Origin of the sequence: Streptomyces sp. SLBN-8D4 (genome assembly GCF_049739545.1) — a bacterium.
GTDB classification, from domain to species: domain Bacteria; phylum Actinomycetota; class Actinomycetes; order Streptomycetales; family Streptomycetaceae; genus Streptomyces; species Streptomyces canus_C.
The window spans coordinates 1,475,864-1,498,615 of record NZ_JBMGQC010000001.1 but is presented as its reverse complement, the minus strand read 5'-3'; the positions used below and the strand labels follow the sequence as shown (position 1 = coordinate 1,498,615).

General features: G+C 71.0%; 19 protein-coding genes and 1 pseudogene. 7 read left to right on the top strand and 13 right to left on the bottom strand.

Going from position 1 to position 22,752, the window contains the following annotated elements; all coding sequences use genetic code 11:
* Positions 1–75 precede the first annotated feature (75 nt).
* The 13 genes and pseudogenes from RKD20_RS06985 to RKD20_RS06925 all read right to left on the bottom strand — a co-directional run.
* Positions 76–399: pseudogene (locus RKD20_RS06985) on the bottom strand (UTRA domain-containing protein); the annotation flags it as partial.
* A 94-nt stretch (positions 400–493) separates the two neighbouring features.
* Positions 494–1,216: a FadR/GntR family transcriptional regulator gene (locus RKD20_RS06980; protein ID WP_424876919.1), complete on the bottom strand. Its 723-nt coding sequence runs from the start codon at positions 1,214–1,216 to the stop codon at positions 494–496.
* Positions 1,207–2,274, bottom strand: a complete 1,068-nt coding sequence (locus RKD20_RS06975; RefSeq protein WP_424876918.1) for an aldo/keto reductase — start codon at positions 2,272–2,274, stop codon at positions 1,207–1,209. Before RKD20_RS06975 ends, RKD20_RS06980 begins: the two co-directional genes overlap by 10 nt.
* A 6-nt stretch (positions 2,275–2,280) precedes the next feature.
* Complete coding sequence (locus RKD20_RS06970) at positions 2,281–3,384, bottom strand: sugar kinase (protein WP_424876917.1); 1,104 nt, start codon at positions 3,382–3,384, stop codon at positions 2,281–2,283.
* The gene (locus RKD20_RS06965) at positions 3,381–4,022 is read right to left on the bottom strand and encodes a bifunctional 4-hydroxy-2-oxoglutarate aldolase/2-dehydro-3-deoxy-phosphogluconate aldolase (RefSeq protein WP_424876916.1); all 642 of its coding nucleotides are present in this window, start codon (positions 4,020–4,022) and stop codon (positions 3,381–3,383) included. The genes RKD20_RS06970 and RKD20_RS06965 overlap by 4 nt, the downstream gene beginning before the upstream one ends.
* Entirely contained in the window at positions 4,019–4,780 is a 762-nt protein-coding gene (locus RKD20_RS06960) for an SDR family oxidoreductase (protein WP_424876915.1), read from the bottom strand. The genes RKD20_RS06965 and RKD20_RS06960 overlap by 4 nt, the downstream gene beginning before the upstream one ends.
* Positions 4,777–5,820, bottom strand: a complete 1,044-nt coding sequence (locus tag RKD20_RS06955; RefSeq protein WP_424876914.1) for a zinc-dependent alcohol dehydrogenase — start codon at positions 5,818–5,820, stop codon at positions 4,777–4,779. Before RKD20_RS06955 ends, RKD20_RS06960 begins: the two co-directional genes overlap by 4 nt.
* A complete protein-coding gene (locus RKD20_RS06950) occupies positions 5,817–6,248 on the bottom strand; it encodes an RbsD/FucU domain-containing protein (protein ID WP_424876913.1) in 432 nt (143 codons plus the stop codon). The genes RKD20_RS06955 and RKD20_RS06950 overlap by 4 nt, the downstream gene beginning before the upstream one ends.
* Complete coding sequence (locus RKD20_RS06945) at positions 6,242–7,141, bottom strand: amidohydrolase family protein (protein WP_424876912.1); 900 nt, start codon at positions 7,139–7,141, stop codon at positions 6,242–6,244. The genes RKD20_RS06950 and RKD20_RS06945 overlap by 7 nt, the downstream gene beginning before the upstream one ends.
* Complete coding sequence (locus RKD20_RS06940; RefSeq protein ID WP_424876911.1) at positions 7,134–8,459, bottom strand: L-fuconate dehydratase; 1,326 nt, start codon at positions 8,457–8,459, stop codon at positions 7,134–7,136. Before RKD20_RS06940 ends, RKD20_RS06945 begins: the two co-directional genes overlap by 8 nt.
* 94 nt (positions 8,460–8,553) lie before the next feature.
* The gene (locus tag RKD20_RS06935) at positions 8,554–9,594 is read right to left on the bottom strand and encodes an ABC transporter permease (RefSeq protein WP_020122228.1); all 1,041 of its coding nucleotides are present in this window, start codon (positions 9,592–9,594) and stop codon (positions 8,554–8,556) included.
* Positions 9,587–11,152, bottom strand: coding sequence for a sugar ABC transporter ATP-binding protein (locus RKD20_RS06930; RefSeq protein ID WP_424876910.1), 1,566 nt, complete (start codon positions 11,150–11,152; stop codon positions 9,587–9,589). The genes RKD20_RS06935 and RKD20_RS06930 overlap by 8 nt, the downstream gene beginning before the upstream one ends.
* 47 nt (positions 11,153–11,199) lie before the next feature.
* Positions 11,200–12,264, bottom strand: a complete 1,065-nt coding sequence (locus RKD20_RS06925; RefSeq protein ID WP_020122226.1) for a sugar ABC transporter substrate-binding protein — start codon at positions 12,262–12,264, stop codon at positions 11,200–11,202.
* 452 nt (positions 12,265–12,716) lie between these two features.
* Between RKD20_RS06925 and RKD20_RS06920 the strand changes: the two genes are divergently transcribed.
* The 7 genes from RKD20_RS06920 (at position 12,717) to RKD20_RS06890 (ending at position 22,735) form a co-directional block, all read left to right on the top strand.
* Positions 12,717–14,948 carry an alpha-L-fucosidase gene (locus RKD20_RS06920; RefSeq protein WP_424876909.1) on the top strand — a complete coding sequence of 744 codons (2,232 nt, stop codon included), beginning with the start codon at positions 12,717–12,719 and terminating at the stop codon, positions 14,946–14,948.
* A 108-nt stretch (positions 14,949–15,056) separates the two neighbouring features.
* A complete protein-coding gene (locus tag RKD20_RS06915) occupies positions 15,057–17,012 on the top strand; it encodes an RICIN domain-containing protein (protein ID WP_424876908.1) in 1,956 nt (651 codons plus the stop codon).
* Between the two features lie 213 nt (positions 17,013–17,225).
* Entirely contained in the window at positions 17,226–18,527 is a 1,302-nt protein-coding gene (locus RKD20_RS06910; RefSeq protein ID WP_424876907.1) for an extracellular solute-binding protein, read from the top strand.
* Entirely contained in the window at positions 18,524–19,465 is a 942-nt protein-coding gene (locus tag RKD20_RS06905; protein ID WP_424876906.1) for a carbohydrate ABC transporter permease, read from the top strand. The genes RKD20_RS06910 and RKD20_RS06905 overlap by 4 nt, the downstream gene beginning before the upstream one ends.
* Positions 19,462–20,283 (top strand): carbohydrate ABC transporter permease, encoded by an 822-nt coding sequence (locus tag RKD20_RS06900; protein WP_424876905.1) that lies wholly within the window; start codon positions 19,462–19,464, stop codon positions 20,281–20,283. Before RKD20_RS06905 ends, RKD20_RS06900 begins: the two co-directional genes overlap by 4 nt.
* Positions 20,280–21,596, top strand: a complete 1,317-nt coding sequence (locus RKD20_RS06895) for a carboxylesterase family protein (RefSeq protein ID WP_424876904.1) — start codon at positions 20,280–20,282, stop codon at positions 21,594–21,596. The genes RKD20_RS06900 and RKD20_RS06895 overlap by 4 nt, the downstream gene beginning before the upstream one ends.
* Positions 21,590–22,735: an ROK family protein gene (locus RKD20_RS06890; RefSeq protein WP_424876903.1), complete on the top strand. Its 1,146-nt coding sequence runs from the start codon at positions 21,590–21,592 to the stop codon at positions 22,733–22,735. The genes RKD20_RS06895 and RKD20_RS06890 overlap by 7 nt, the downstream gene beginning before the upstream one ends.
* Positions 22,736–22,752: the final 17 nt, after the last annotated feature.

The following is a 22,752-nucleotide window of genomic DNA, read 5'->3' as shown; positions in this document are numbered from 1 at the left end:
ACCATACGATTGTTCCGGCCCGCCCCCGGTGCGTCAAGGGCGGACGGGCCTCGGACGGGCCCGCCCTCGTCCCCGCTACGCCCGCACCAGCAGCTGGGAGTCGAACGCGTACCGAGACGCCCGGTAGATGTGTGTGCCGTACTCGACCGGGTGGCCCGTGTCGTCGTACGCCGTGCGCTGCATGGTCGGCAGGGCGGCGCCCTCCTTCTCGTCGAGGCGGCCGGCCTCCTCGGGGGTGGCGGAGCGGGCGCCGATGGTCTGGCGGGCGCTGTGCAGGGTGATGCCGGCGGTGCGCATCATCCGGTACAGGCCGGTCGACTCCAGCCGCTCGGTGTCGAGTGCGAGGAGGGTGGCCGGGAGGTAGTTGGACAGCAACGCGACCGGCTGGCGCTCCGTCGCCCCGCGTGCCGTGGTTGGGAACAGGTTCCTGACGCCGGTGGTGGCTCCGCAAGGCGGCTTCTGCCAGACGGAAGAGCGTCTGGGGAAGGGCTGGTCAGGCCCCTGTGGTCACGCCCCACGGGAGTGCTTCTCCCGAACGCAGGTGGTCCTTGAGCCACAGCTCGGTGTTGCTGACGTGCAGCAGTGCGGCGGCCTGGCTGAGGGAGGCGTCGCGGACGGACAATGCCCAGAAGATCGCCTCGTGTTCGGCGAGGGTCCGGCCGGAGGCCTGGGTGTCGACCAGGCCGCGCCAGATGCGGGCGCGCAGGGTGCGCCCGGAGATGCTCTCCAGGAGCGTCAGGAGCGTTTCGTTGCCGGTGGCCGAGATGACGGCGCGGTGGAACGCGGCGTCGTGAGCGTTGAGCCGCTCCACGTCGTCCTGGGCCTCGCGCATGGCGTTCAGATGCCGCTCGACCTCGGCCAGCTGCTCGTCGGAGATCCGGGTGGCGGCCAGCGCGGTGGCGACCGGTTCCAGGAGCCGCCGTACCTCCATGAGGTCCTGCAGCGCGGCGGAGTCGCCCTGCAGCAGCTCCACCGCACCGCCGAGCCCCTCCAGCAGCAGGCTCGGCTGAAGGCTGGTCACATAGGTGCCGTCGCCCCGCCGGACCTCCAGGACCCGGGCGACGGCCAACGCCTTCACGGCCTCCCGGGCGAGGTTGCGGGACAGGCCCAGCTGGGCGGCCAGCTCCGGTTCCGGCGGGAGCTTCGAGCCCGGCGGCAGCGCTCCGCTGCGGATCAGCTCCCGGATCTGCACGATGGCCTTGTCGGTCAGAGACACCGCGTGCTCCTTCCGGGCCCGTCAGCCGCGGGCACGTCCGACCTGATGAGTCCCCGGGCGCGGAGATCGTCCCAGAGACCGTCGGGGACGTACCGGCGGTGGAGTTCTGCGTTCCGCACGACCTGCTGCGGATTTCGCATGCCGAGGGTGACGTTGACGACGCTGGGATGCGTGTAGGGGAAGGCGATCGCGGCGGCCGGCAGGGTGGTGCCGTGGGCCGCGCAGACGTCGGCGATCGCCCGGGCGCGGTCGAGCAGCTCCGGCGGGGCCTCCTGGTAGTCGTACTTCATGCCCTCGGTGGGGTGGTCGCGGGAGAGCAGTCCGGAGTTGAAGACCCCCACCGCCACCACGCTCTTGCCGAGTTCCTCGGCGGCGGGCAGGACGTCGTCCAGGGCCGACTGGTCGAGGAGGGTGTACCGGCCGGCCAGCATCACCACGTCGGCCGCGGTCTCGCGCAGGAAGCGGGCGAGCATGGCCGACTGGTTCATTCCGGCGCCGATCGCGCCGATCACTCCCTGATCCCGGAGCTCCGCCAGGGCGGGCATGGCCTCCTCGGCCGCCTGCCTCCAGTGGTCGTCGGGATCGTGCAGGTAGACGACGTCCAGGCGGTCCAGGCCGGTGCGTTCCAAGGTGTCCTCGATGGAGCGGAGCACCCCGTCCCGGCTGAAGTCCCACTGGCGGCGCAGGTCGTCGCGGACCACGAAGCCCTCGGTGTCGGTGCCGCGCGGGTGCTCGTTGGGCACGAGCAGGCGGCCGACCTTGGAGGAGACGACGTACGCGTCACGTGGCCGGCCTTTGAGTGCGGCGCCCAGGCGGCGTTCGGAGAGACCGAGCCCGTAGTGGGGTGCGGTGTCGAAGTACCGGATGCCCGCTTCCCAGGCCGCCTCGAGTGCGGCCTGCGCGTCCTGGGCCGGGGTGACTCGGTAGAGGTTGCCGATGACGGAGGCCCCGAAGCCGAGCCCGGTGAGCTCGACCGGGGTGCTCGCGACCTTTCGGCGCCCGATGCTGTGCGGTGTCAACTGTGCTCCTTCAAAAGCGGCGACGGCGTGAGCGCTCATGGGCCGTCACCTTCGGACGGCGGCCGAGCCGCCTGCCATGAGTGCCTCGACCTCGGCGAGCGAGGCCATGGACACGTCGCCGGGGGTGGTCATGGTGAGGGCGCCGTGCGCGGTGCCGTAGGCCAGGGCGCGGCTCAGTCCGGCGGTGTCGAGGTCCGCGACGCGCGCCGCAGGGACAGCCGGTCCGGCCTCGCCACCGCCGAGGGTCAGCAGTGCGTAGATCAGACCGGCCGCGAAGCCGTCGCCCGAGCCGATGCGGTCCAGGACGTGCAGGCCGGGCAGTTCAGGGCCGCGGACGAAGCCGGTACGGGGCGACCAGGCGGCCGAGGACCAGTCGTTGACGCCGGCCGAGGGCACGGCCCGCAGGGTCGTCGCGAGGACCTCGGCCCGGGGCAGGAGCGCGGCCACCTCGGCGAGGGCGTCCCGCACCTCGTCCGCCGCGACGCGAACCGCCCCCGGGTACGGCCCTGCCAGACCCAGGGCACCCACCACGACGTCGGCGTGGCGGGCGAGCCGCAGGTCGACCTCGCGGGCGGCGTCGGCGCCGCCCCTGCCGGCCCAGAGACTGGGGCGGTGGTTGGGGTCGTAGGAGACCGTCATGCCGTGCCGTCGCGCGGCCGCCATGGCCTCGTCCGCGACGTCCGCGGTGGTGTCCGACAGACCGGCGAAGACGCCGCCGGTGTGGAACCAGCGCGGCCCCGTCGAGCCTGGGGCGAAGACCGCGTCCCAGTCGACGTCCCCCTTGCGCAGCTGCGAGACGGCGGTGTTCGCGCGGTCGCTGACGCCCACCGCGCCCCGGATGCCGTAGCCGCGCTCGACGAAGTTGAGGCCGTTGCGTGCGGTGCGGCCGATGCCGTCGTCGGGCACCCAGCGGATCAGGGAGGTGTCGACGCCGCCCTGGAGGATCAGGTCCTCGACCAGCCGCCCCACCTGGTTGTCGGCGAGGGCGGTCACGACGGCCGTACGCAGGCCGAAGCAGCGCCGCAGTCCGCGGACGACGTTGTACTCGCCGCCGCCCTCCCAGACCTGGAAGGTTCGGGCGGTGCGGATCCTGCCCTCGCCCGGGTCGAAGCGGAGCATCACCTCGCCGAGGGCCACCACGTCGCTCACGTCGCGCTCCCGTGCACGGCCTCGGCGGTCAGCCGGCGGATCTCGCCGTACTCGCCGCGCTCCAGATGGCCGGGGGTGGCCATCCAGCTGCCGCCTACGGCGAGGACCGCCGGGACGGCGAGGTAGGCGGGCAGGCGCGGAGCGTCGATGCCGCCCGTCGGCACGAACCGTGCCTGAGGGAAGGGAGCCGCGAGGGCGCGCAGCATCGGGACGCCGCCGAGCGGTTCGGCGGGGAAGAGCTTGACGGTGTCGAGGCCGGCCCGCAGGGCACGCATCAGCTCGGTCGCGGAGGCGATGCCGGGCACCACGGGCACCCCCAGCTCACGGCACCTGACGACGACGTCCTCGTCGAAGCCGGGGGAGACGACGAAACGCGCCCCGGCCGCCACGGCACGGTCCGCCTGCTCGCACGTGAGGACCGTACCGGCGCCGACGGTCAGCCCTCCGTGGGCGGCCATCGTCTTGAGCACCTGCTCGGCGTCGGGGGTGCGGAAGGTGACCTCGGCGCACCGGGCGCCGCCCGCCACGAGCGCGTCGGCCAGTGGGCCGGCGGTCGCGGCGGAGGGCACGGTCAGCACCGGCAGCACGCGGGCCCCGTCCAGCACGGCGGCCAGGCCGGCGGCTTCGGTGGCACTCATCGGCCGAGCCATCCGCCGTCGACGGGCAGGACGACGCCGTGGACGTAGGCGGCGGCGTCCGAGGCGAGGAACACGGTGGCGCCCGCGAGATCGTCGGCGCTGCCCCAGCGGGCGGCCGGGATGCGGTCCAGGATGGCCTTGCTGCGGACGGGGTCGTCCTGGAGGGCCTGGGTGTTGTCGGTGGCGATGTAGCCGGGGGCGATGGCGTTGACGTTGACGCCGTGCGGCGCCCACTCGTTGGCCAGGGCCTTGGTCAGTCCGGCGATGCCGTGCTTGGCGGCGGTGTAGCCGGGGACGGTGATGCCGCCCTGGAAGCTGAGCAGCGACGCAGTGAAGACGATCTTTCCGCGGCCGCGGGCCACCATCGACGCGCCCACCGCGCGGGACAGGGCGAACTGGGCGTTGAGGTTGACCTGGAGCACCAACTCCCAGTCCTCGTCGGTGTGTTCGGCGGCCGGGGCGCGGCGGATGGTGCCCGCGTTGTTGACCAGGATGTCCACCGGGCGCTCCCGTCCGGCCAGGTCGGCGCCCAGGGCGCGGACGGCTTCGGGGTCGGCGAAGTCGGTGCGGATCGCCTCGAAGGTGCGGCCCGCGGCCAGGACGTCCTTCTCCACGTCGCTGCCGGTCTCCTCCAGTTGGGCGCTGACGCCGACGACGTCGGCGCCGGCCTCGGCGAGGGCGCGGGCCATGGCACGGCCGATGCCGCGCCGGGCCCCGGTGACGACGGCGAGCCTGCCGGTCAGGTCGAAGGCGTTCACTGGGCGGCTCCCTGGGAGTCGTCGGTGCAGTCCACGAGGATCTTCATCACGTCGCCGCCGCCCTCCAGGGCCTCGAAGGCGTCGGGCGCCTGTGCCATGGGGACGACCTTGCTGATCAGCTGCTGGGCCGGAACGGTGCCGTCGGCCACCAGGGTCACCGCCCGCTCGAAGTCGGTGCGGTCGTACAACCGGGCGCCGACGAGGGTGAGTTCGCGCCAGAAGAAGCGGTGCAGGTTCACCTCGCGGGGCCGGGGGTGGATGGCCACGAGGCACAGCCGGCCGCGCACCCCCAGCACGTCGACCGCCGTGTCCACCCCGCCTTGCGCGCCGGAGACCTCGAAGGCCACCTCCGCACCGGCGTCGCCGGTCCACTCACGGACCAGCTCGGGCAGGTCGTCGGCGGCCGGGTCCCAGGTCGTCAGCCCCAACTTCTCGGCGAGCCGCCGCCGGTGAGAGCTCAGCTCCACGACCCGGACCTCGGCTCCGGCGGCGCGGGCGACCAGGGCGATGAGGATGCCGACGGGACCGCCGCCGACCACGACGGCCTTCTCGCCCGCGCGGACCTGGGCCCGGCCCACGTCGTGCACCGCGACCGCGGTGGGCTCCACGAGGGCCGCGTGGTCGAGCGGGAGGGAGCCGGGCAGCCGTACGAGGGTGGTGGCGGGCACGGTCCAGCGCTGCTGCATCGCGCCCGGGGAGTCGATGCCGATGAAGTCGAGGTGCTGGCAGATGTGCTGGTGGCCGGCACGGCAGGCCGGGCAGGTGTCGTCCCAGCGCAGCGGCATCACGGTGACCGCGGCACCGGGCGACCAGTCCTCCACACCAGCGCCCACCCGCACGATCCGGCCGGACATCTCGTGGCCGAGGACGGCGGGCGCGGCGACCCGGGCGTCCATGTCGCCGTGGAAGATGTGCAGATCGGTGCCGCAGATACCGACGTAGGCGGGGGCGATCTCCACCTGGCCGGGGCCGGGGGGCGGGTTCTCGGCGGGCGCGGTGTCCAGGGTGCGGGCGGCGAGGTAGCGGACGGCGAGTGTCATCTCAGGGTCCCTTCGGCGCGGACGCCGATCGTGAGCAGCAGGTTGGCGTAGGTGCGGATGTCGGCGGTGACGACGACGAGGGCCAGGTCGGGCGAGCGGGCGGCGTCGTAGAACGCGAAGCGGTCGAGCGTCTCGACGGGGACGGGCGCCAGCATCGAGCGGTACTCGGCGATGGCCGGGGGCTCGGGCGCGCCCTCGGGCGGCACCATCACGTGCGCCGACTCGACGGGCAGAGCCCGCAGCAGGACGTCGAGCACGGTGGTGACGTCCAGCAGCCCCGGCGCCAGGTTGAGGTGGACGGTCCTGGCGCGCGGGCCGGTGGCGGTGCTCGCCGGATAGTGGCCGTCGGCGAGCAGCACCCGGGCGCCGTGCCCGGCGCCCGCCAGGGCTTCGAGGATCCCCGGGTGCAGGAGTTCGGTCATCAGCATGCGGTGCGCTCCTTCCTTCGAGCGGGGTCGAGGCCGTAGAACGTGGTGGCGGTTCCGGCGAGGACCGCCTCGGTCTCGGCGGCGGAGCAGCCGGCCAGGAGTTCCTCGACGGTGGCGGCCCAGCGGTTCCAGCCGCCGGCGAGGACGCAGACCGGCCAGTCCGAGCCGAACATCAGCCGGTCGGGGCCGAAGGCCGCCAGCAGGACCTCCCACACCGGCCGGATGTCGTCGACGGTCCACTTCTCGTGGTCGGCCTCGGTGACCAGGCCCGACACCTTGCACCGCACCTGGGGATGCGCGGCCAGCCGTCGCACGCCCCGCTCCCAGTCGCCCAGGTCGCCCTGGGCGACGGGGGGTTTGCCGGCGTGGTCGAGGACCAGGGGAAGGCCGGGGAGGCGTTCGGCCACGCGGATCGCCTCGGGGAACTGGTGGTCGCGGATCAGCAGGTCGTACCCGAGGCCCCGTTCGGCCACCGCCCGCAGTCCCCGCTCCACCGAAGGCCGTTGCAGCCAGTTGGCGTCGGACTCGCCCTGGACGAGGTGACGCACCGCCCGCAGATATGTACCGCCGGGCCCGGCGCGCAGTGCGTCGAGTACGTCGCCGATCGCCGGGGACGTGAGCTCGGCCCAGCCGACGACCGCGCCGACGAGCGGGTCGGCGTCGGCGAGGGCGAGGAACTCGCGGGTCTCGTCGACCGAGGCCACGCACTGGACGAGCACCGTGCGCTCCAGCCGCCGGCCCGCGATCGGCCTGGTTGCGGCCGTGCGCAGGTCGTCGGTGCCGAAGCTGCGGCGGATGGGCTCGTGTCCGGGCTCGTCGAGCCAGGACTGCGGCCGGATGTCCAGGTCCCACACGTGGTGGTGGGCGTCGACGAGGGTGTGGGCGTCAGACACGGGCCGTCCACACGGGGCCGTCGGGGTAGGTGTACTCCTTGAGGGACGCGGGGTGCATCTGCGCGCTCAGCCCGGGCAGGGCGGGCGCGAGGTAGTGGCCGTCGCTGATGCGGACCGGGTCGACGAAGTGCTCGTGCAGGTGGTCGACGTACTCGATGACGCGGTCCTCGGTGGTGCCCGAGACGGCGACGTAGTCGAACATCGACAGGTGCTGGACCATCTCGCACAGGCCCACCCCTCCGGCGTGCGGACAGACCGGCACGCCGAACTTCGCGGCCAGCAGCAGGATCGCGAGGTTCTCGTTGACACCGCCGACCCGGGCGGAGTCGATCTGCACGATGTCCACCGCGCCGGCCTGCAGGAGCTGCTTGAAGACGACCCGGTTGGCGATGTGCTCGCCGGTGGCGACCTTGATCGGGCTGACGGCCTTGCGGACGGCGGCGTGGCCGAGGATGTCGTCGGGGGAGGTGGGCTCCTCGATCCAGTACGGGTCATAGGGAGCGAGGGCGCGCATCCAGTCGATGGCGGGCTGGACGTCCCATCTCTGGTTGGCGTCGACGGCGATGCGGATGTCCGGGCCGACCGTCTCGCGGGCGGTGCGCATGCGCCGTACGTCGTCCTCCAGGTCCGCGCCGACCTTCAGCTTGATCTGGGTGAAGCCGTCGGCGACGGCCTCGCGGGCGAGGCGGGCCAGCTTCTCGTCGGAGTAGCCGAGCCAGCCGGGGGTGGTGGTGTAGGCGGGGTAGCCGCGCTCCAGCAGACGGGCGACGCGCTCCTGGCGGCCGGGCTCGGCACGGCGCAGGATCTCCAGCGCCTCCTCGGGGGTGAGGGCGTCGCTCAGCCAGCGGAAGTCGACCTGTGCGACCAGGTCCTCGGGCGACATCTCGCCGAGGAACCGCCACACGGGCAGGCCCGCGCGCTTGGCGGCCAGGTCCCAGGCGGCGTTGACGACCGCGCCGGTGGCCATGTGGATGGCGCCCTTCTCCGGGCCCAGCCAGCGCAGTTGGGGATCGTGCACGAGGGAGCGGGAGAAGGCCCCGAGGTCGGCGCAGACCTCCTCGACGGACAGGCCCACCACGTGCGGGGCGAGGGCCGCGATGGCGGCGGCCTGGACATCGTTGCCGCGGCCGGTGGTGAAGGCGAGGGCGTGGCCCTCCAGCCCGTCGCCGGCGTCGGTGCGCAGCACGACGTAGGCGGCGGAGTAGTCGGGCTCGGGGTTCATGGCGTCCGAGCCGTCGAGGTGTTCGGAGGTGGGGAACCGCACGTCCAGGACGTCCAGGGCGGTGATGCGGGCGGATGCGGGCAGGGTGGAGGACATGGCGGCAACTCCTGTGACGGCAAGGGGGAATCGGGCCCCTTGCGACGAGCGGTGAACACGGCGCGGGACGGACGGCCGGCGACGGCCGCCCGGGTCAGTCCTGGACCTTGCCGCCGGTGATCCGGGAGATGGCGAGGGCGACCAGGATGATCAGGCCGTTGAGGGCGCCGATCCACTGGGCGGGGACGCCGCCCAGGGTGAGCACGTTCTGGATCATGAAGAGCAGCAGGATGCCGCAGAACGCGCCGAACATGGTGCCCTTGCCGCCGTTGAGGCTGATCCCGCCGATGACGGCGGCGGCGAAGACGGTGAAGATGTAGCCGTTGCCCTGTGCGGAGGCCACGGAGGCGAGCCGTCCGGAGAGCAGCAGTCCGGCGACGGCGGCGAGCACGCTGCCGGTGACGATGACGATCCACAGCACCCGGTCGGTGCGGATGCCGGCGGCCTTGGCCGCGTCGACGTTGCCGCCGATGGCGTACAGCGACCGGCCGAAGCTGGTCCAGCCGAGCACCACGATCGCGACGGCGAACAGGGCCAGGCAGATCCAGATGGAGGCGGGCATCCCGAACCACTGCGCGGTGCCGGGGTACAGCATCGACTGCGGCAGCTGGAAGAACGTCTGGCCGCCGGAGATGCCGGTGAGGATGCCGCGCAGCACGATCAGCATGCCGAGGGTGACGATGAAGCCGTTGAGGCCGAAGCGGATGATCAGCAGCGAGTTGATCACGCCGACCAGCGCGCCCACGGCCAGGGTGACGGGGATCGCCCAGCCACCGGAGAGCAGGCCGAGTCCGTGTCCGGCGCCGGCCGGGACGACCAGCCAGGCCGCGACACCGGGCGCGAGGCCCATGGTGGACTCCAGCGACAGGTCCATCTTCTTGACGATCAGGATCATCGTCTGGGCGAGGACCAGCAGGGCCATCTCGGACATGGTCTGCAGGACGTTGATGAGGTTGTCCGTCTGCAGGAAGACCGGGTTGACGATCTGGCCGACGATCGCGATGACGACGATCGCGGGGACGAGGGCGAGGTCGCGCAGCCGGGCCAGGGGGATCCGGCCGCCGAGCAGCGCGGTGCGCCGCTGCTTCGGTTCCGCGGCCTTGGCGGCTGTGTCCGCGAGGACGGTTTCAGGCATTGAGGTCCACTCCTTCCATCGCGGCCACGAGGTCGTGGTCGTGCCAGCCGCGGGCTATCTCGGTCGTGACCCGGCCCTGGAACATCACCAGGATCCGGTCGCACATCCGCAGGTCGTCGAGTTCGTCGGAGGCGATGAGCACTCCGGTGCCGGTCCGGGCGGTCTCCTCGACCTTGCCGAGGAGGAACTCCTTGGAGCGCACGTCCACGCCCGCGGTCGGGTTGATCAGGACCAGCAGCCGCGGGTCGTCGGCCAGGGCGCGGGCCATGACGACCTTCTGCTGGTTGCCTCCGGACAGGGAGGAGACGGGCAGCTCGGGGCCCGGCGTCTTGATCGCCAGCTTCTCGATCATGTTGTCGGCGAGCCGGTCGCGTCGGTCACGGCTGAGGAGGCCGTTCCTGCCGAGCCGGTGGGGCACGGACAGGGTGGCGTTGTCGGCGATCGACATGTCGGGCACGAAGCCCTGGTGGTGCCGGTCCTGGGGGACGAACCCGGCGCCGGCGGCGAGCGCGGCGGGCACGCTGCCCGGCCGGGGCCGTCGCCCGGCGATCTCCACCTCGCCGCCGGCGGCCGCCCACAGTCCTACGACGGTCTCGGCGACCTCGGTGCGTCCGCTGGCGGCGGCACCGGCCAGGCCGACGATCTCGCCGGCGCCCACCTGGAAGGTGACGTCTTCGTATGTGCCGTCACGGCCCAGATCCCGCACGGACAGCGCGGGGGCGGCGGCGGGGTCGAGGGTGCTCGACCGCGCCTGCTGCCGGTCGGCGGCCGCCTCGCCGGTCATGGCGGCGACCAGCTCGGTGCGGGGGAGGTCCGCGACGGGGGCGGTGACGATGTGCCGGGCGTCGCGGAACACCGTCACCATGTCGCAGATCTCGTAGACCTCCTGCAGGTGATGACTGATGAACAGGAAGGTCACGCCCTGGCGTTGCAGTTCGCGGATGCGGTCGAAGAGCCGGTTGATGGCCGCCGCGTCGAGCTGTGCGGTGGGCTCGTCGAGGATGATGAACCGGGCCCCGAAGGACAGCGCCCGGGCGATCTCGACGAACTGCCGCTGCTCGACGCTGAGTTCGCCGGCCGGGGACTGCGGGTCGACGTCCACCGACCAGGTCGAAAGGAGCTCCTGCGCCCGGCGGCGCACGCCGGTCCAGCTGATCAGCCGGTTCGGGCCGTGGTGGTGCCGGTTCAGGAAGAGGTTCTCGGCGACGGTCAGCGTGGGGATGATCGTCGACTTCTGGTAGACGCAGGCCACGCGCCGGCGCCAGGCGTCGCGGTCGCTGAGCCGGGGGGCGGGGTCCCCGCCGAAGGTGACCGTGCCCTCGTCGGGGGCGTGCAGGCCGGTCAGGACGGAGACCAGGGTCGACTTGCCGGCTCCGTTGCGGCCGACGAGCGCGTGCGTCTCGCCCGGCCTGATGGTGATCCGGGCGCCGTTCAGGGCCACGGTCGGACCGAATCGTTTGACTATGCCCGTCGCCTCGACGACGGGCGGGGTCGCGGGGGCCCGTCCGTCGTCCGCCGGGGCGGGCGCGGGGGTGACTGCTCGCTCCCCGTCGCTCATTTCAACCGCCTTGTAGTGGTGAGCCGTTGGATGCCCGAGAGGGCAGGTCAGCCGAGGTTGTTGCCCCACAGGGAGGTGTCGTCGCTCTTGACGCTGGGCACGCCGCCGTAGGTGCCGCCGTCGACGGTGACCAGGGGAGCGGAGAGCTGGTCCTCCAGCAGTCCGTCGCGGACCTGGATGATGGTGCTGTCGTGGTCGGTCTTGCCGGGCTTGAAGGTCTTTCCGTCGATCGCGGCCTTGAGGTAGTACAGGGCGTACTTGGCGTACAGGTCCGCGGGCTGGGAGACGGTGGCGTCGATGTGGCCGGCGGCGATGTCCTTGAGCTCCTCGGGGATGCCGTCGTTGGACACGACGAAGACGTGCTTCTTGTCCTTCGGGTCGACCAACAGGCCCTTCTGCTTGAGGACTTGGAGCGTGCCGGCCAGGGCGAAGCTGGACTGCATGTAGACGCCCTTGATGTCCGGGTTGGCGGTCAGGTCCGTCTGGAGCTTCTGTGCGGCGACCGCGCCGTCCCAGTTGGTGGCCTCGCCGAACACCTTGATGCCGGGGTAGTTCTTCTTCATGCAGTCGTTGAACGCCTCGGTGCGGTCACGGCCGTTGATGGAGTCGAGGCCGCCCTCCAGCATCACGACCTTGCCCTTGCCGCCGAGCTTGGTGCCGAGGTACTGGCAGGCCTTCTCGCCGTAGGCGCGGTTGTCGGCCCGCACCACCATGAACACCTTGCCGCTGTCGGGCCGGGTGTCGACGGTGACGACCGGGATCTTCTTCGCCTCCAGCTGCGCCAGCGTCGGCGCGATGGCGGCGGTGTCCTGCGGGGCCATCGCGATGCCCTTGACGCCCTGGCTGATGAACGTCTGCGCGTTGGCGGTGAGCTTGGCGACGTCGTTCTGGGAGTTCGTGGTCTTCAGGTCCAGCCCCAGCTCCTTGGCCGACTGGGGCGTGTACTTGATGTACGAGTTCCAGAAGTCGGTGTCGGACCGCGGGTAGTCGACGCCCACGAGGGGCTTGCCGCTCGACGAGGCGGTGGTGCCGGAGCCGCTGCTGCAGGCGCTGAGCAGCGTCAGTGCGCAGACGACGGAGGCGGTGGAGCCGAGTGCGGTTCTGAGTCTCATGGGTACTTCCTCGCGCTGGTCCCGGAGCGGGGTTGTTACGCCGATGCGACGGCTGTGTGTCGTCGGCGGAGAGATGGGATGTTTATAGAGCGGGAGGAATGAGGTTGTCTAGTGGGTGCGGCAAAAGTGCTGGAGACAGCCTCCCTGGTTAGTAGATCCATCCCATCAATGATGCGCACTCGTGATGGACCGACGGCTTGCCTGTGGACTGCCCGTGTGGTGGTGCACCCTTCGCCGAGCCTCTAGACATTCCATGTTTGCCACTGCAGCTATACGCCAATAGCCCTCATGTAGGGACAAAAGCTTCTGCTGATACGGGTTTTCATCCCTGCACGCCCGTTGACATCAGTGCGTCACATGGTCGAACTTCATGCGTAACCTCCGACGCTCCAGAACCGTCGGCGTCCCGCGTCTCCCCCCGTCCCCCTTGCCCCTACCCCAGGGATGTCCTCATGTCGCGTTCGCTCAACAGACGCCAGTTCCTGTCCGCCGCCACCTGTGTGGCGGCGGCAGCCATGGCCGGCGGTGGTCTCGGCGCCGGCGTCGCCCAGGCGGCACCGAGCACGTACACGCCCGACTGGAACTCGGTCGACCAGCACCCGCCGGCTCCGGAGTGGTTCCAGGACGCGAAGTTCGGGATCTACTTCCACTGGGGCGTCTTCAGCGTTCCCGCCTTCGGCAACGAGTGGTATCCGCGGTCCATGTATCAGGCCGGCGACAGCGTGAACCAGCACCACATCGCGACCTACGGCCAGCCCTCGGCATGGCCGTACCACAACTTCATCAACGGGGCGAACGACCTGGCGGGCAACTTCGTGCAGTTCGCGCCGAAGCTGAAGTCGGCCGGCGGGAACTTCGACCCCAACGAGTGGGCGCAGCTGTTCGTCGACGCGGGCGCGAAGTTCGCCGGCCCGGTCGCCGAGCACCACGACGGCTTCTCCATGTGGAACAGCCAGGTCAACGAGTGGAACTCGGTCACCAAGGGCCCGAAGCTCAACCTGCTGCAGCTGTTCACCACGGCGATCCGGGCCAAAGGCCTCAAGCTGCTGGTCGCCATGCACCACGCGTACCACTACAACGGCTTCTACGAGTTCGCCCCCGCCCAGACCGACCCCAGCCTCAAGAAGCTCTACGGCCAGCTCGGTGCGGCCGCGGAGAACCAGCTCTGGTACGACAAGCTCAAGGAAGTCGTCGACCTCGCGCAACCGGACATCCTGTGGCAGGACTTCAAGCTGGACGCGGTCGACGAGACGCAGCGCCTGAACTTCCTGTCCTACTACTACAACCAGGCCAACGCCTGGGGCCGTGAGGTCGTCGCCACCTACAAGGACGGGTTCAACGGCAAGGGCGAGGTCTTCGACTACGAGCGCGGCGGCCCCGGCGACCTCACCAGCCCCTACTGGCTGACCGACGACAGCATCTCCAGCTCCAGCTGGTGCTACACGCAGGGCATCGGCTACTACAGCAGCCAGCAGATGCTGCACTCGTTCCTCGACCGGGTCAGCAAGAACGGCAACGTGCTGCTGAACATCGCGCCGATGGCCGACGGCACCATCCCCCAGGCGCAGAAGGACATCCTTCTCGGCATGGGCGACTACCTGAAGCGCTTCGGCGAGTCGGTGTACTCGACCCGCGCCTGGACCGTGTACGGCGAAGGCCCGACGAAGATGGGTGGCGGCGCCTTCACCACTCCGACGGCCGGCACCGCGCAGGACATCCGCTTCACCCGCAACAAGGCCGGCAACGTCCTGTACGCCACCGTCCTGGGCTGGCCCGGCAGCTCAGTGACGATCAAGACGCTCAGCTCGGACCGCATCAACCTCTCCTCGCTGACCTCGGTGAAGCTGCTCGGCTCCACCGCCGGCACCTACATCGACCTGCCCGCACCCACGCAGACCTCCTCCGGCCTCACCGTCACCCTGCCGTCCTCGGCGCCCTACAGCGCGGGCGCCTACGTCCTGAAGCTGGCCTTCTCCGGCACCGTCCCGACCCTGCTGCCGCTCGCCGGCGCCGCCGCCTTCACGGACGTCAACTACACCGGCGGCTCGGCCCCGTTGCCCGTCGGCGACCACACCGCGGCCGACCTGAGCGCGGCCGGACTGGGCACCCGCACCATCTCCAGCCTGCGTCCCGCCCCCGGCTACCAGGTGATCGGCTACTCCGGCGACAACTTCACCGGCACCGCCTGGACCTTCACCGCCGACAACCCCGACCTCAGGGTCACCGGCAACAACGACCAGATCACCTCGCTCAGGGTCCAGTTCAACCCGTCGAAGTACTTCCGGATCACCAACGTCACCGACGGCCTCGCCCTGGACAGCGGCGGCAACGTCGCCTCCGGATCCAACCTCAAGCAGTGGAGCTGGGACTCCAGCAACAACCTCCAGTGGCAGGCGGTCGACGTGGGCGGCGGCTACTACAAGCTGGTCAACCGCACCAACGGCATGGTCGCCGACGGCTGGGGCAGCACCGCCGACGGCTCCCCGGCCCAGCAGGCGCCGTGGAACGGCGGCCCCAACCAGCAGTGGAAGATCACCCCCCGGGGCGGCAACAGCTACACGATCGCCAACCGCACCACCGGCCTGGCCCTCGACGGCGGCGGCAACGTCACCTCGGGCTCCGTCACCAAGCAGTGGACCAACGGCAGCAGCACCAACCTGCAGTGGACCTTCACGGCGCTCTGATTCCCGCTCCGCCCTGACCAACGGCCGCGGCGAGCGCGCTCTCGGGCCTGCCCGCCGCCTTCACTGGTCGCCCCCAGATGTCAGAACCACCCGACCGGGAGTACACCCATGCCCTCAGAGACAAGACTGTCCCGTCGTACCCTGCTGGGCGCCGCGGGTGCCGCTGTGGCCGCGACAGCGCTGCCCGTGGTCCCCGCTTTGTCGCCCCTGCTGGCGGAGGCGGCCGCCGCGGATCCCCAGACCAATCTGGAGAAGCTGGTGAACATGCGGTTCGGCATGTTCAACCACTTCAACCTGGGCACGTTCACCAACCAGGAGTGGGCCGCCCCGAACCAGAGCCCCACCCTGTTCGCCCCCACGGCCGTGGACTGCGCCCAGTGGGCCGATGCCGCCGCGGCGGCGAAGATGAGCTACGGCATCCTGACGACCAAGCACCACGACGGCTTCGCCCTGTGGCCGAGCGCCTACGGCACCCAGAACGTCGCGAACAGCTCCTACAAGCACGACGTGGTGAAGGCGTACTGCGACGCCTTCCGCGCGAAGGGGCTGAAGGTCGGGCTCTACTACTCGATATGGGACCGCACCTTCGGCGTCCAGGCGTGGGAGAGCCGGCACACCGGGGTCGGCCTCCAGACCACCGACGCCATCCAACCCAGCGACATGACCTTCATCCTCGGTCAGATCACCGAGCTGCTCACCAACTACGGCACCGTCGACCTCTTCGTCACCGACGGCTACGGGTGGCAGATGGGACAGCAGGCCGTCTCCTACCAGCGCATCCGCGAGCACGTGAAGTCGCTCCAGCCGGACATCGTCATGATCGACCACGGTGCGCTGTCGGTGCCGTTCCTCGGCGACGCGATCTACTTCGAGGAGCCGCTGGGTGTCTCGTCGCCGGCCGGGAACACCTACGCCTCCACGCAGGGGCAGACGATCAGCAACGGCTGGTTCTGGCACCCGGCCACGCCGACCACCGACCCCATGAGCAAGGCATCGATCCTGTCGCATCTGGCCGACCTGGAGCCGAAGTACACCTCGTTCATCCTCAACTGCCCGCCCAACCGTGACGGCAGGCTGGACACCAACATAGTCAACCGGCTCGCCGAAGTCGGGGCGGCCTGGAGCCCGAACACCTCCCGCCCGCCACTGCCGACGCAGATGCTGCGCGCCGAGCACCCCGTCACACCGGTCAGCGCCTACGCGACCGCATACCGCACCGGCGAGGGACCGCTCAACGCCATCGACGGACTGAGCGACAAGGGTTACGAGACCTGCTGGTCGACCTGGGGCCTGTCCCCGGCCCTGCCCCACTCGATCACGATCGACCTGGGCGGGGTGTGGAGCAACGTCTCCACCCTGGAGTACCTGCCCAAGCAGTGGAACCGCAGCGACACCACCGACGGCGACATCACCTCTTACGCCATCTCCACCAGCACCGACGGCACGAACTTCACCCAGGTCGCCACCGGCACCTGGGCCGGCGACCGCGCCACCAAGGTGGCCGAATGGCCCGCCAGGAACGTGGGCTTCGTACGGCTCCAGGCCAACGCGGCCACCGGCGGCTACGCCAACATCGGCGGCCTCCACATCGGTGGCCGGACCGCCAAGCCGGCCCTGGTGTCGAAGGTTCTGCCGGGTGACGGCACGGTCTACCGCATCGTCAACCGCAAGAGCGGCAAGGTCGTCGACGTGTTCAACTTCGGCACCGCCAACGGCACCAACATCCAGCAGTGGCCGTGGCTGAACAACACCGCCCAGAAGTGGACCTTCGCCTCCACGGGCGACGGCTACTACGAGATCAAGAACGTGAACAGCGGCAAGCTGATGGAGGTGGCCGGACTCTCGAGGGTGGACGGCGGAAACGTCTCCATCTACTCCGACAGCAACGTTCCCCAGCAGCACTGGGCGGTCACGCCCACCGGTGACGGCTACTACTACCTCACCAACCGGTTCAGCGGACTGTCCCTCAACGTCGACGGGGGCTCGACCGCCGACGGCGCCAACATCGACCAGTTCACCTACAGCCGCGCGCCCGAGGAGCAGTGGCAGATCATCGCCTTGTGACGATCCCGACGACGGGCGGCGATTTCCCCGCCGCCCGTCGTCTTTTCATGGGACCGCCCAGCGGTCCACACCCCGAGCCGATTTCGCTACAAGTTCCGAAATTATTCAGCGCGAGGACCGCCACGTGGCCGAAACACGCGGTTCATAGCGTCTGGGCACATCACGTCACTGACCTCCGCCCCCGTGAGGCACCTCGTGTGACAGGAGTCCTCCGTGCCCAACATCTCCCGCCGCGCCGCCCTGCGGCTGACCGCCGGCCTGGCCGTCGGCAGCGCGCTTCCCCTGACCGGCTGCGGGCGCCACGACGCCGCGGCCGCCGCCGGCACCGCCAAGAAGGTCGACGCGTCCCCGGCCACCGGCACCCTGAACGTCTGGGCCGCCCAAGGCGACGCCGACGTGCTCGGCACGGTCGTCAAGCCGTTCAGGTCCGCCAACCCCGGCCTGGTCGTGAAGACCACGCTGATCCCGAACGCGGAGTACTACACCAAGCTCCAGGCGGCGATCGCGGCGGGCAAGGGACCGGACGTCGCCCAGTTCTTCCCCGAGTCGCAGGCGCAGTTCCTCGACTCGTCGACCCTGCGGCCCGTGCCGGACGGCCTGGTGGATCCGAACAGCTTCTTCAAGAGCCTGTGGGACGCCGGAGTCGTGGACGACGTGGCCTACACGGTGCCCTGGTACGCGTACACGTACGCGCTCGTCTACCGATCGGATCTGGCCAAGAAGGCGGGCGTCGGGGCGCCGACCACCTGGGCCGCCATGGAGCCCTTCCTCAAGGCCCTCCAGGGCGCCGGCGCGGGCCACGCGCTCGGGGCCGACATCGGGTGGGACATCTTCAACGGCCAGGACGTCGCCATGTACGGCTGGCAGGCCGGAGGCTCACTCGTCACCTCCGGCGGCAAGTGGAACCTGAACACGCCCCAGATGGTCGACGCGCTGAAGTACAACGCGTCCTTCTTCACCTCCGGGACCGCCGACACCAGCGGGCCGACCTTCCTCGACGCACAGCCGTACTTCGTCTCCGGCAGGACGGCGAGCATGATCACCGGGCCGTGGGTCATCGGCCAGCTCGACACCGCCGCCAAGAAGAGCGGCTGGACGGCCTCCCATGTCGCCACCGCCCCGCTGCCCGCCGGAGCATCGGGCAGCGTGTCCTTCTCCGCGGGCGGCACCTGGGGCGTCCTCGCCGACAGCGCCAACGCGGACGCCGCCTGGAAGCTCGTCCGGTACCTGGCCGAGCCCACCACCCAGGTCGCGCAGTACAAGGCGTACAGCTCGCTGCCGGCCGTCATCTCCGCCTGGGACGACCCGGCCATCAAGGGGCAGCCGCTCATGGCCGCCTTTCTCACCCAGCTCAAGAACACCCGGGCGTTCCCCCAGGTCAGCACCTGGCAGCAGGTCGCGACCCGGCTGGGCAAGGAGATGGAGGCCGTCGCCAAGGGCAAGGAGACCGCTGCGAAGGCCGCCGCCAACATCCAGGCGTACGCCGAGAGCGTCGGCACGGGCACGAAGCGATGACCGCGAGCGCCGTATCGGCCGCGGGGAAGGCCACGGCCGTACCGAAGACGGCCGCACGCAGGGCGCCCCGTGCCCGCCGCACCGCTGTGGCCTGGCTGTTCCTCGCCCCGTTCGCCCTCGTCTTCCTGGTCTACACGGCGATCCCCACCGTCGCCGCCCTCGCCCTGAGCCTCACCGACATCCGCGGCGCCGACCTGCGCACCCCGTTCGCCGTCGACTTCACCGGCGCCGAGAACTACCTCCGGCTGTTCCAGGACGAGACCTTCGTACGGGACATCCTCAACACCGCCCTCTTCGTGGCCGTGGGCGTACCGCTGACGATGGGCATCGGCTTGACGCTGGCCCTCGCGCTGAACTCCGGCATCAGCCGGCTGCGCGGTGTCCTGCGCACCGTCTTCTTCGCGCCCGTCGTCACGAACGTCGTCGCCGTCGCGCTGATCTGGCAGTACGCCTTCCACGTCGACGGCACCGTCAACAAGCTGCTCGGCGCGGTCGGATTCGCCGGACCCAACTGGCTGGACGACCCGAACCTGGCCATGCCGGTGGTCATCCTGCTCGGCGTCTGGCGCAACTTCGGCATCGCGATGGTGCTGTTCCTCGCCGGTCTCCAGGCCGTCCCGCGGGACGTGTACGAGGCCGCCGCCCTGGACGGGGCCGGCCGGTGGCGCGGGCTCCGGCACATCACCCTGCCGTTGCTGCTGCCCACCACCCTCATGGTCTCCGTCCTGCTGACCGTCTTCTACCTCCAGGTCTTCGACGAGCCCTACCTCCTCACCGGCGGCGGCCCGCTCGGCTCCACCGAGTCGGTCGCGCTGTACACCTACCGGCAGTTCGGCGCGGGCGAGTTCGGGATGTCCTCGGCGGCGTCCTTCGTGACGCTCGCGCTGGTGACGGTGGTCAGCGTCGTCCAGTTCCGGCTGCTGAGGTCCCGTACATGAACCGTGCCGCCCGTCCCCTGATGTACGCCGCCCTGGTGCTGTGCGCCCTGCTGACCCTGCTGCCCTTCGCGTGGGGGGTGAGCGGCTCGCTGCGCAGCCTGGACGAGATCCGCTCCGACCCGGGGGCGCTGTTCCCGCACCATCTCACCTTCGGCAACTTCACGCGGCTGTTCGAGACCCAGGGCTTCGGCCGGTTCCTGGTCAACAGCGTCGTCGTCGCGCTGATCGTGGTGGCCGGGAACATCCTGGCCGCGTCGGCCGCCGGGTACGCCCTCGCCAAGCTCGACTTCGCGGGCCGGCGGCTCGCGTTCGGCGCGGTCATGGCGGCGATGATGGTGCCGTTCACCGCGGTGTTCGTCACCCAGTTCGTGATCACGGTCGACCTGGGGCTCGCGGACACCCTCGCCGGAATCGCCCTGCCCGGCGCGGCCCTTCCGCTGTCGGTCTTCATCATGCGCCAGTACGCCCTGTCGGTCCCCGACGAACTCCTCGAAGCGGCCCGCATCGACGGCGCGGGCGAGTTCCGGATCTTCTTCGGGATCTTCCTGCCGCTGGCCGGTCCCGCCGTCGCCACGATCACGATCATGTCGTTCCTCAACTCCTGGAACAACTTCATCTGGCCGCTGGTCGTCGCCCAGAGCATGTCCACCTACACCCTCCCGGTCGGCCTCGCCGCCACCAGTCAGGCCGCGGCCCACGTCACCGACTACGGACTGCTGCTCGCCGGAGCGATCGTCGTGATGCTGCCGGTGCTCGTGCTCTTCCTCTTCCTGCAGCGGTACTTCGTGCAGGGCGTCGCGGGAACGGGGCTGCGATGACCGTGACGGAATCCGTCCTGGACACCCCGGCCGGCACGGTTGTCGGCCGCCAAGCCGACGGCGTACGGCGCTACTTGGGCATCCCGTACGCCGAAGCGCCCACCGGTGCGCGGCGGTTCGCCGCGCCGGTGCCACGGGCCCGGTTCCCGCGGCCGTACGACGCCTCCCGGCACGGCGCCACCTCGCAGCGTGTGCCGCTGTTCGCCACGACCACGATCCCCGAGCCCTCGGTGCCGGGCGACGACGTGCTGAACCTCTCCGTCACGGCTCCCGCCGCTCAGGGCCGCCCGGTGCTGGTGTGGATCCACGGCGGCGGCTTCCTGGCGGGCAGCCAGGCCAGTCCGTGGTACGACGGGCGGGCCTTCGCCCGGGACGGCGTGGTCGTCGTCACGGTCGGGTACCGGCTGGGTGTCGACGGCTTCGCCCCGCTCGACGGCGTACCCGCCAACCTAGGACTGCGCGACCTGCTGTGCGCTCTCGACTGGGTCCAGGAGAACATCGCCGCGTTCGGCGGCGACCCGGACCGGGTCACGGTCGCCGGACAGTCGGCCGGGGGAGCGGCGGTGCTCGCGCTGCTCTCCTCGCCGCCCGCCCAGGGCCGCTTCCGGCGCGCGGTGAGCCTGTCGGGCGGGCTGTTCGACCTCGACCCGCCGCACGACTTCCTCGCCGGACTCGGGCACAGCCTCGGTGTGCCACCCACGCGCGCCGGATTCGGCCGCCGTACGCCGGAACAGCTCCAGCGGGCGGTCCTCGACCTGCGCGGTGACGACGCGCTCGTGCTCGGCCCGGTCGCAGGGGACGACATCCTGCCGGTATCGCTCGCCGAAGGACTCACCGTCCACGGCCAGGACGTGCCCCTGCTGCTCGGCGCCACGGGCGACGAGTTCGACGGCGACGGCGACGGCGACAGCGGGCGCGGGTCGCGCGCGGCCGGCACCCGTATCACGGACACCCTGTTCCGTTCCGCCTGCCCCCGCACCGCTGCCGCTCGTCGCGAGGCCCCCGCCGGCACCTGGCTGTACTCCTTCGAATGGCACTCCCCGACCCTCGGCGGCGCCGTCCACTGTGTGGACCTCCCCTTCTTCTTCGACGTACTCGACGCGCCCGGCGTCCCCGAGGCGCTCGGCCCGAACCCGCCCGCGGAGCTGGCCACCCGGATGCACGCCGACCTCGTCGCCTTCGTCCGCGGCGAGACCCCGGCCTGGGGGAGGGCGACCGGCACGCTCGGCGACCCGGCCCGCGAGTACGGCCGACCGCTCGTGGCCGACACCCGGGGCGCGTACGACCCGGTGACGGGAGGCGAGCCGTGCTGACGGCCGGCATGAACCAGAGCGCCGTACGACGGGTCAACACCTCCGTGATCCTGCGGGCGCTGGCGGTGTCGTCGGGGCCGAGGAAACTCACCGAACTCGCCGGGCAGACCGGTCTGTCCCGGCGCACGGTCGAGCTGATCCTGGACTCACTCGTCGACGCGGGATGGGTCGCCGAACTCGACCGGGTGCCCAACAGCGGCTGCGCCGGACGTCCGGCCCGCCGCTACGAACTGCGGGCAGAACACGCCCTGCTGGCCGCCGTACGCATCACGACCGTCGATGTCTCCGCCGTCGTCGCCGACGTGCGCGGCCACATCCTCGGCCGGGCACACCGGCCGCTGCGCGCCTACAAGGATCCGTGCACCACCCTCGACGACGCCGCCGCACTGGTCCTTGAGGCCCTCGACGACGCCGGCGGCTCGGTGGACCGGCTGCGCGCCGGGGCCGTCGCGGGCGGCGGTGCCATCGACGACGAGGGAGTCGTACGGCGCCTGGTGCACACCACGCGCTGGGAGGGCGTGCACCTGCCCGAGGAGCTCGGCCGGCGCGTCCCGGTGCCCTGGTTCGCCGACAACGACACCAACCTCGGTGCGCTGGCGGAGCGTTGGCGGGGAGTCGCCGTCGATCACGACAACGTCGTATGGGCGATGCTCGGGAACCGGACCGGTCTCGGCATCCTCATCCGAGGGGCCGTGCACCGCGGGCTCGACGGTGCCGCGGGCGAGATCGTCGAGGCACGCTCGATGCCGGCCGGCTCGGTCGAGGACCGGCCCGTGGCCGCCCTGACGTCACCGTTGCCCGCCCAACGCGCCCTCGCCCTGGCCCGGTTCGAGGCGGCCAGGAACGGTGACGCCGCCTCGCTCGCCGAGGTCGACGAGTTCGTGGAGAACATCGCGTCGATCCTCACCACCCTGTCCTGGACGGTCGCCCCCTCGCTCATCGTCCTCGGCGGCGGCCTGGAGGACGCGGCCGACGTCCTGCTGCCCCGGGTGCGGGACGCGCTGCGGGACGCCCGCACCCCCGCGGTCGAACTGCGCGCCACCGCGCTCGGCCACGACGCCCCGCTCATCGGCGCGGTGAAGCTCGCCCTGGACCGCATGGACACCGAGCTGTTCGGACCGCTCGTCCCGGTCGACTGACCCCCACACCCCACGTA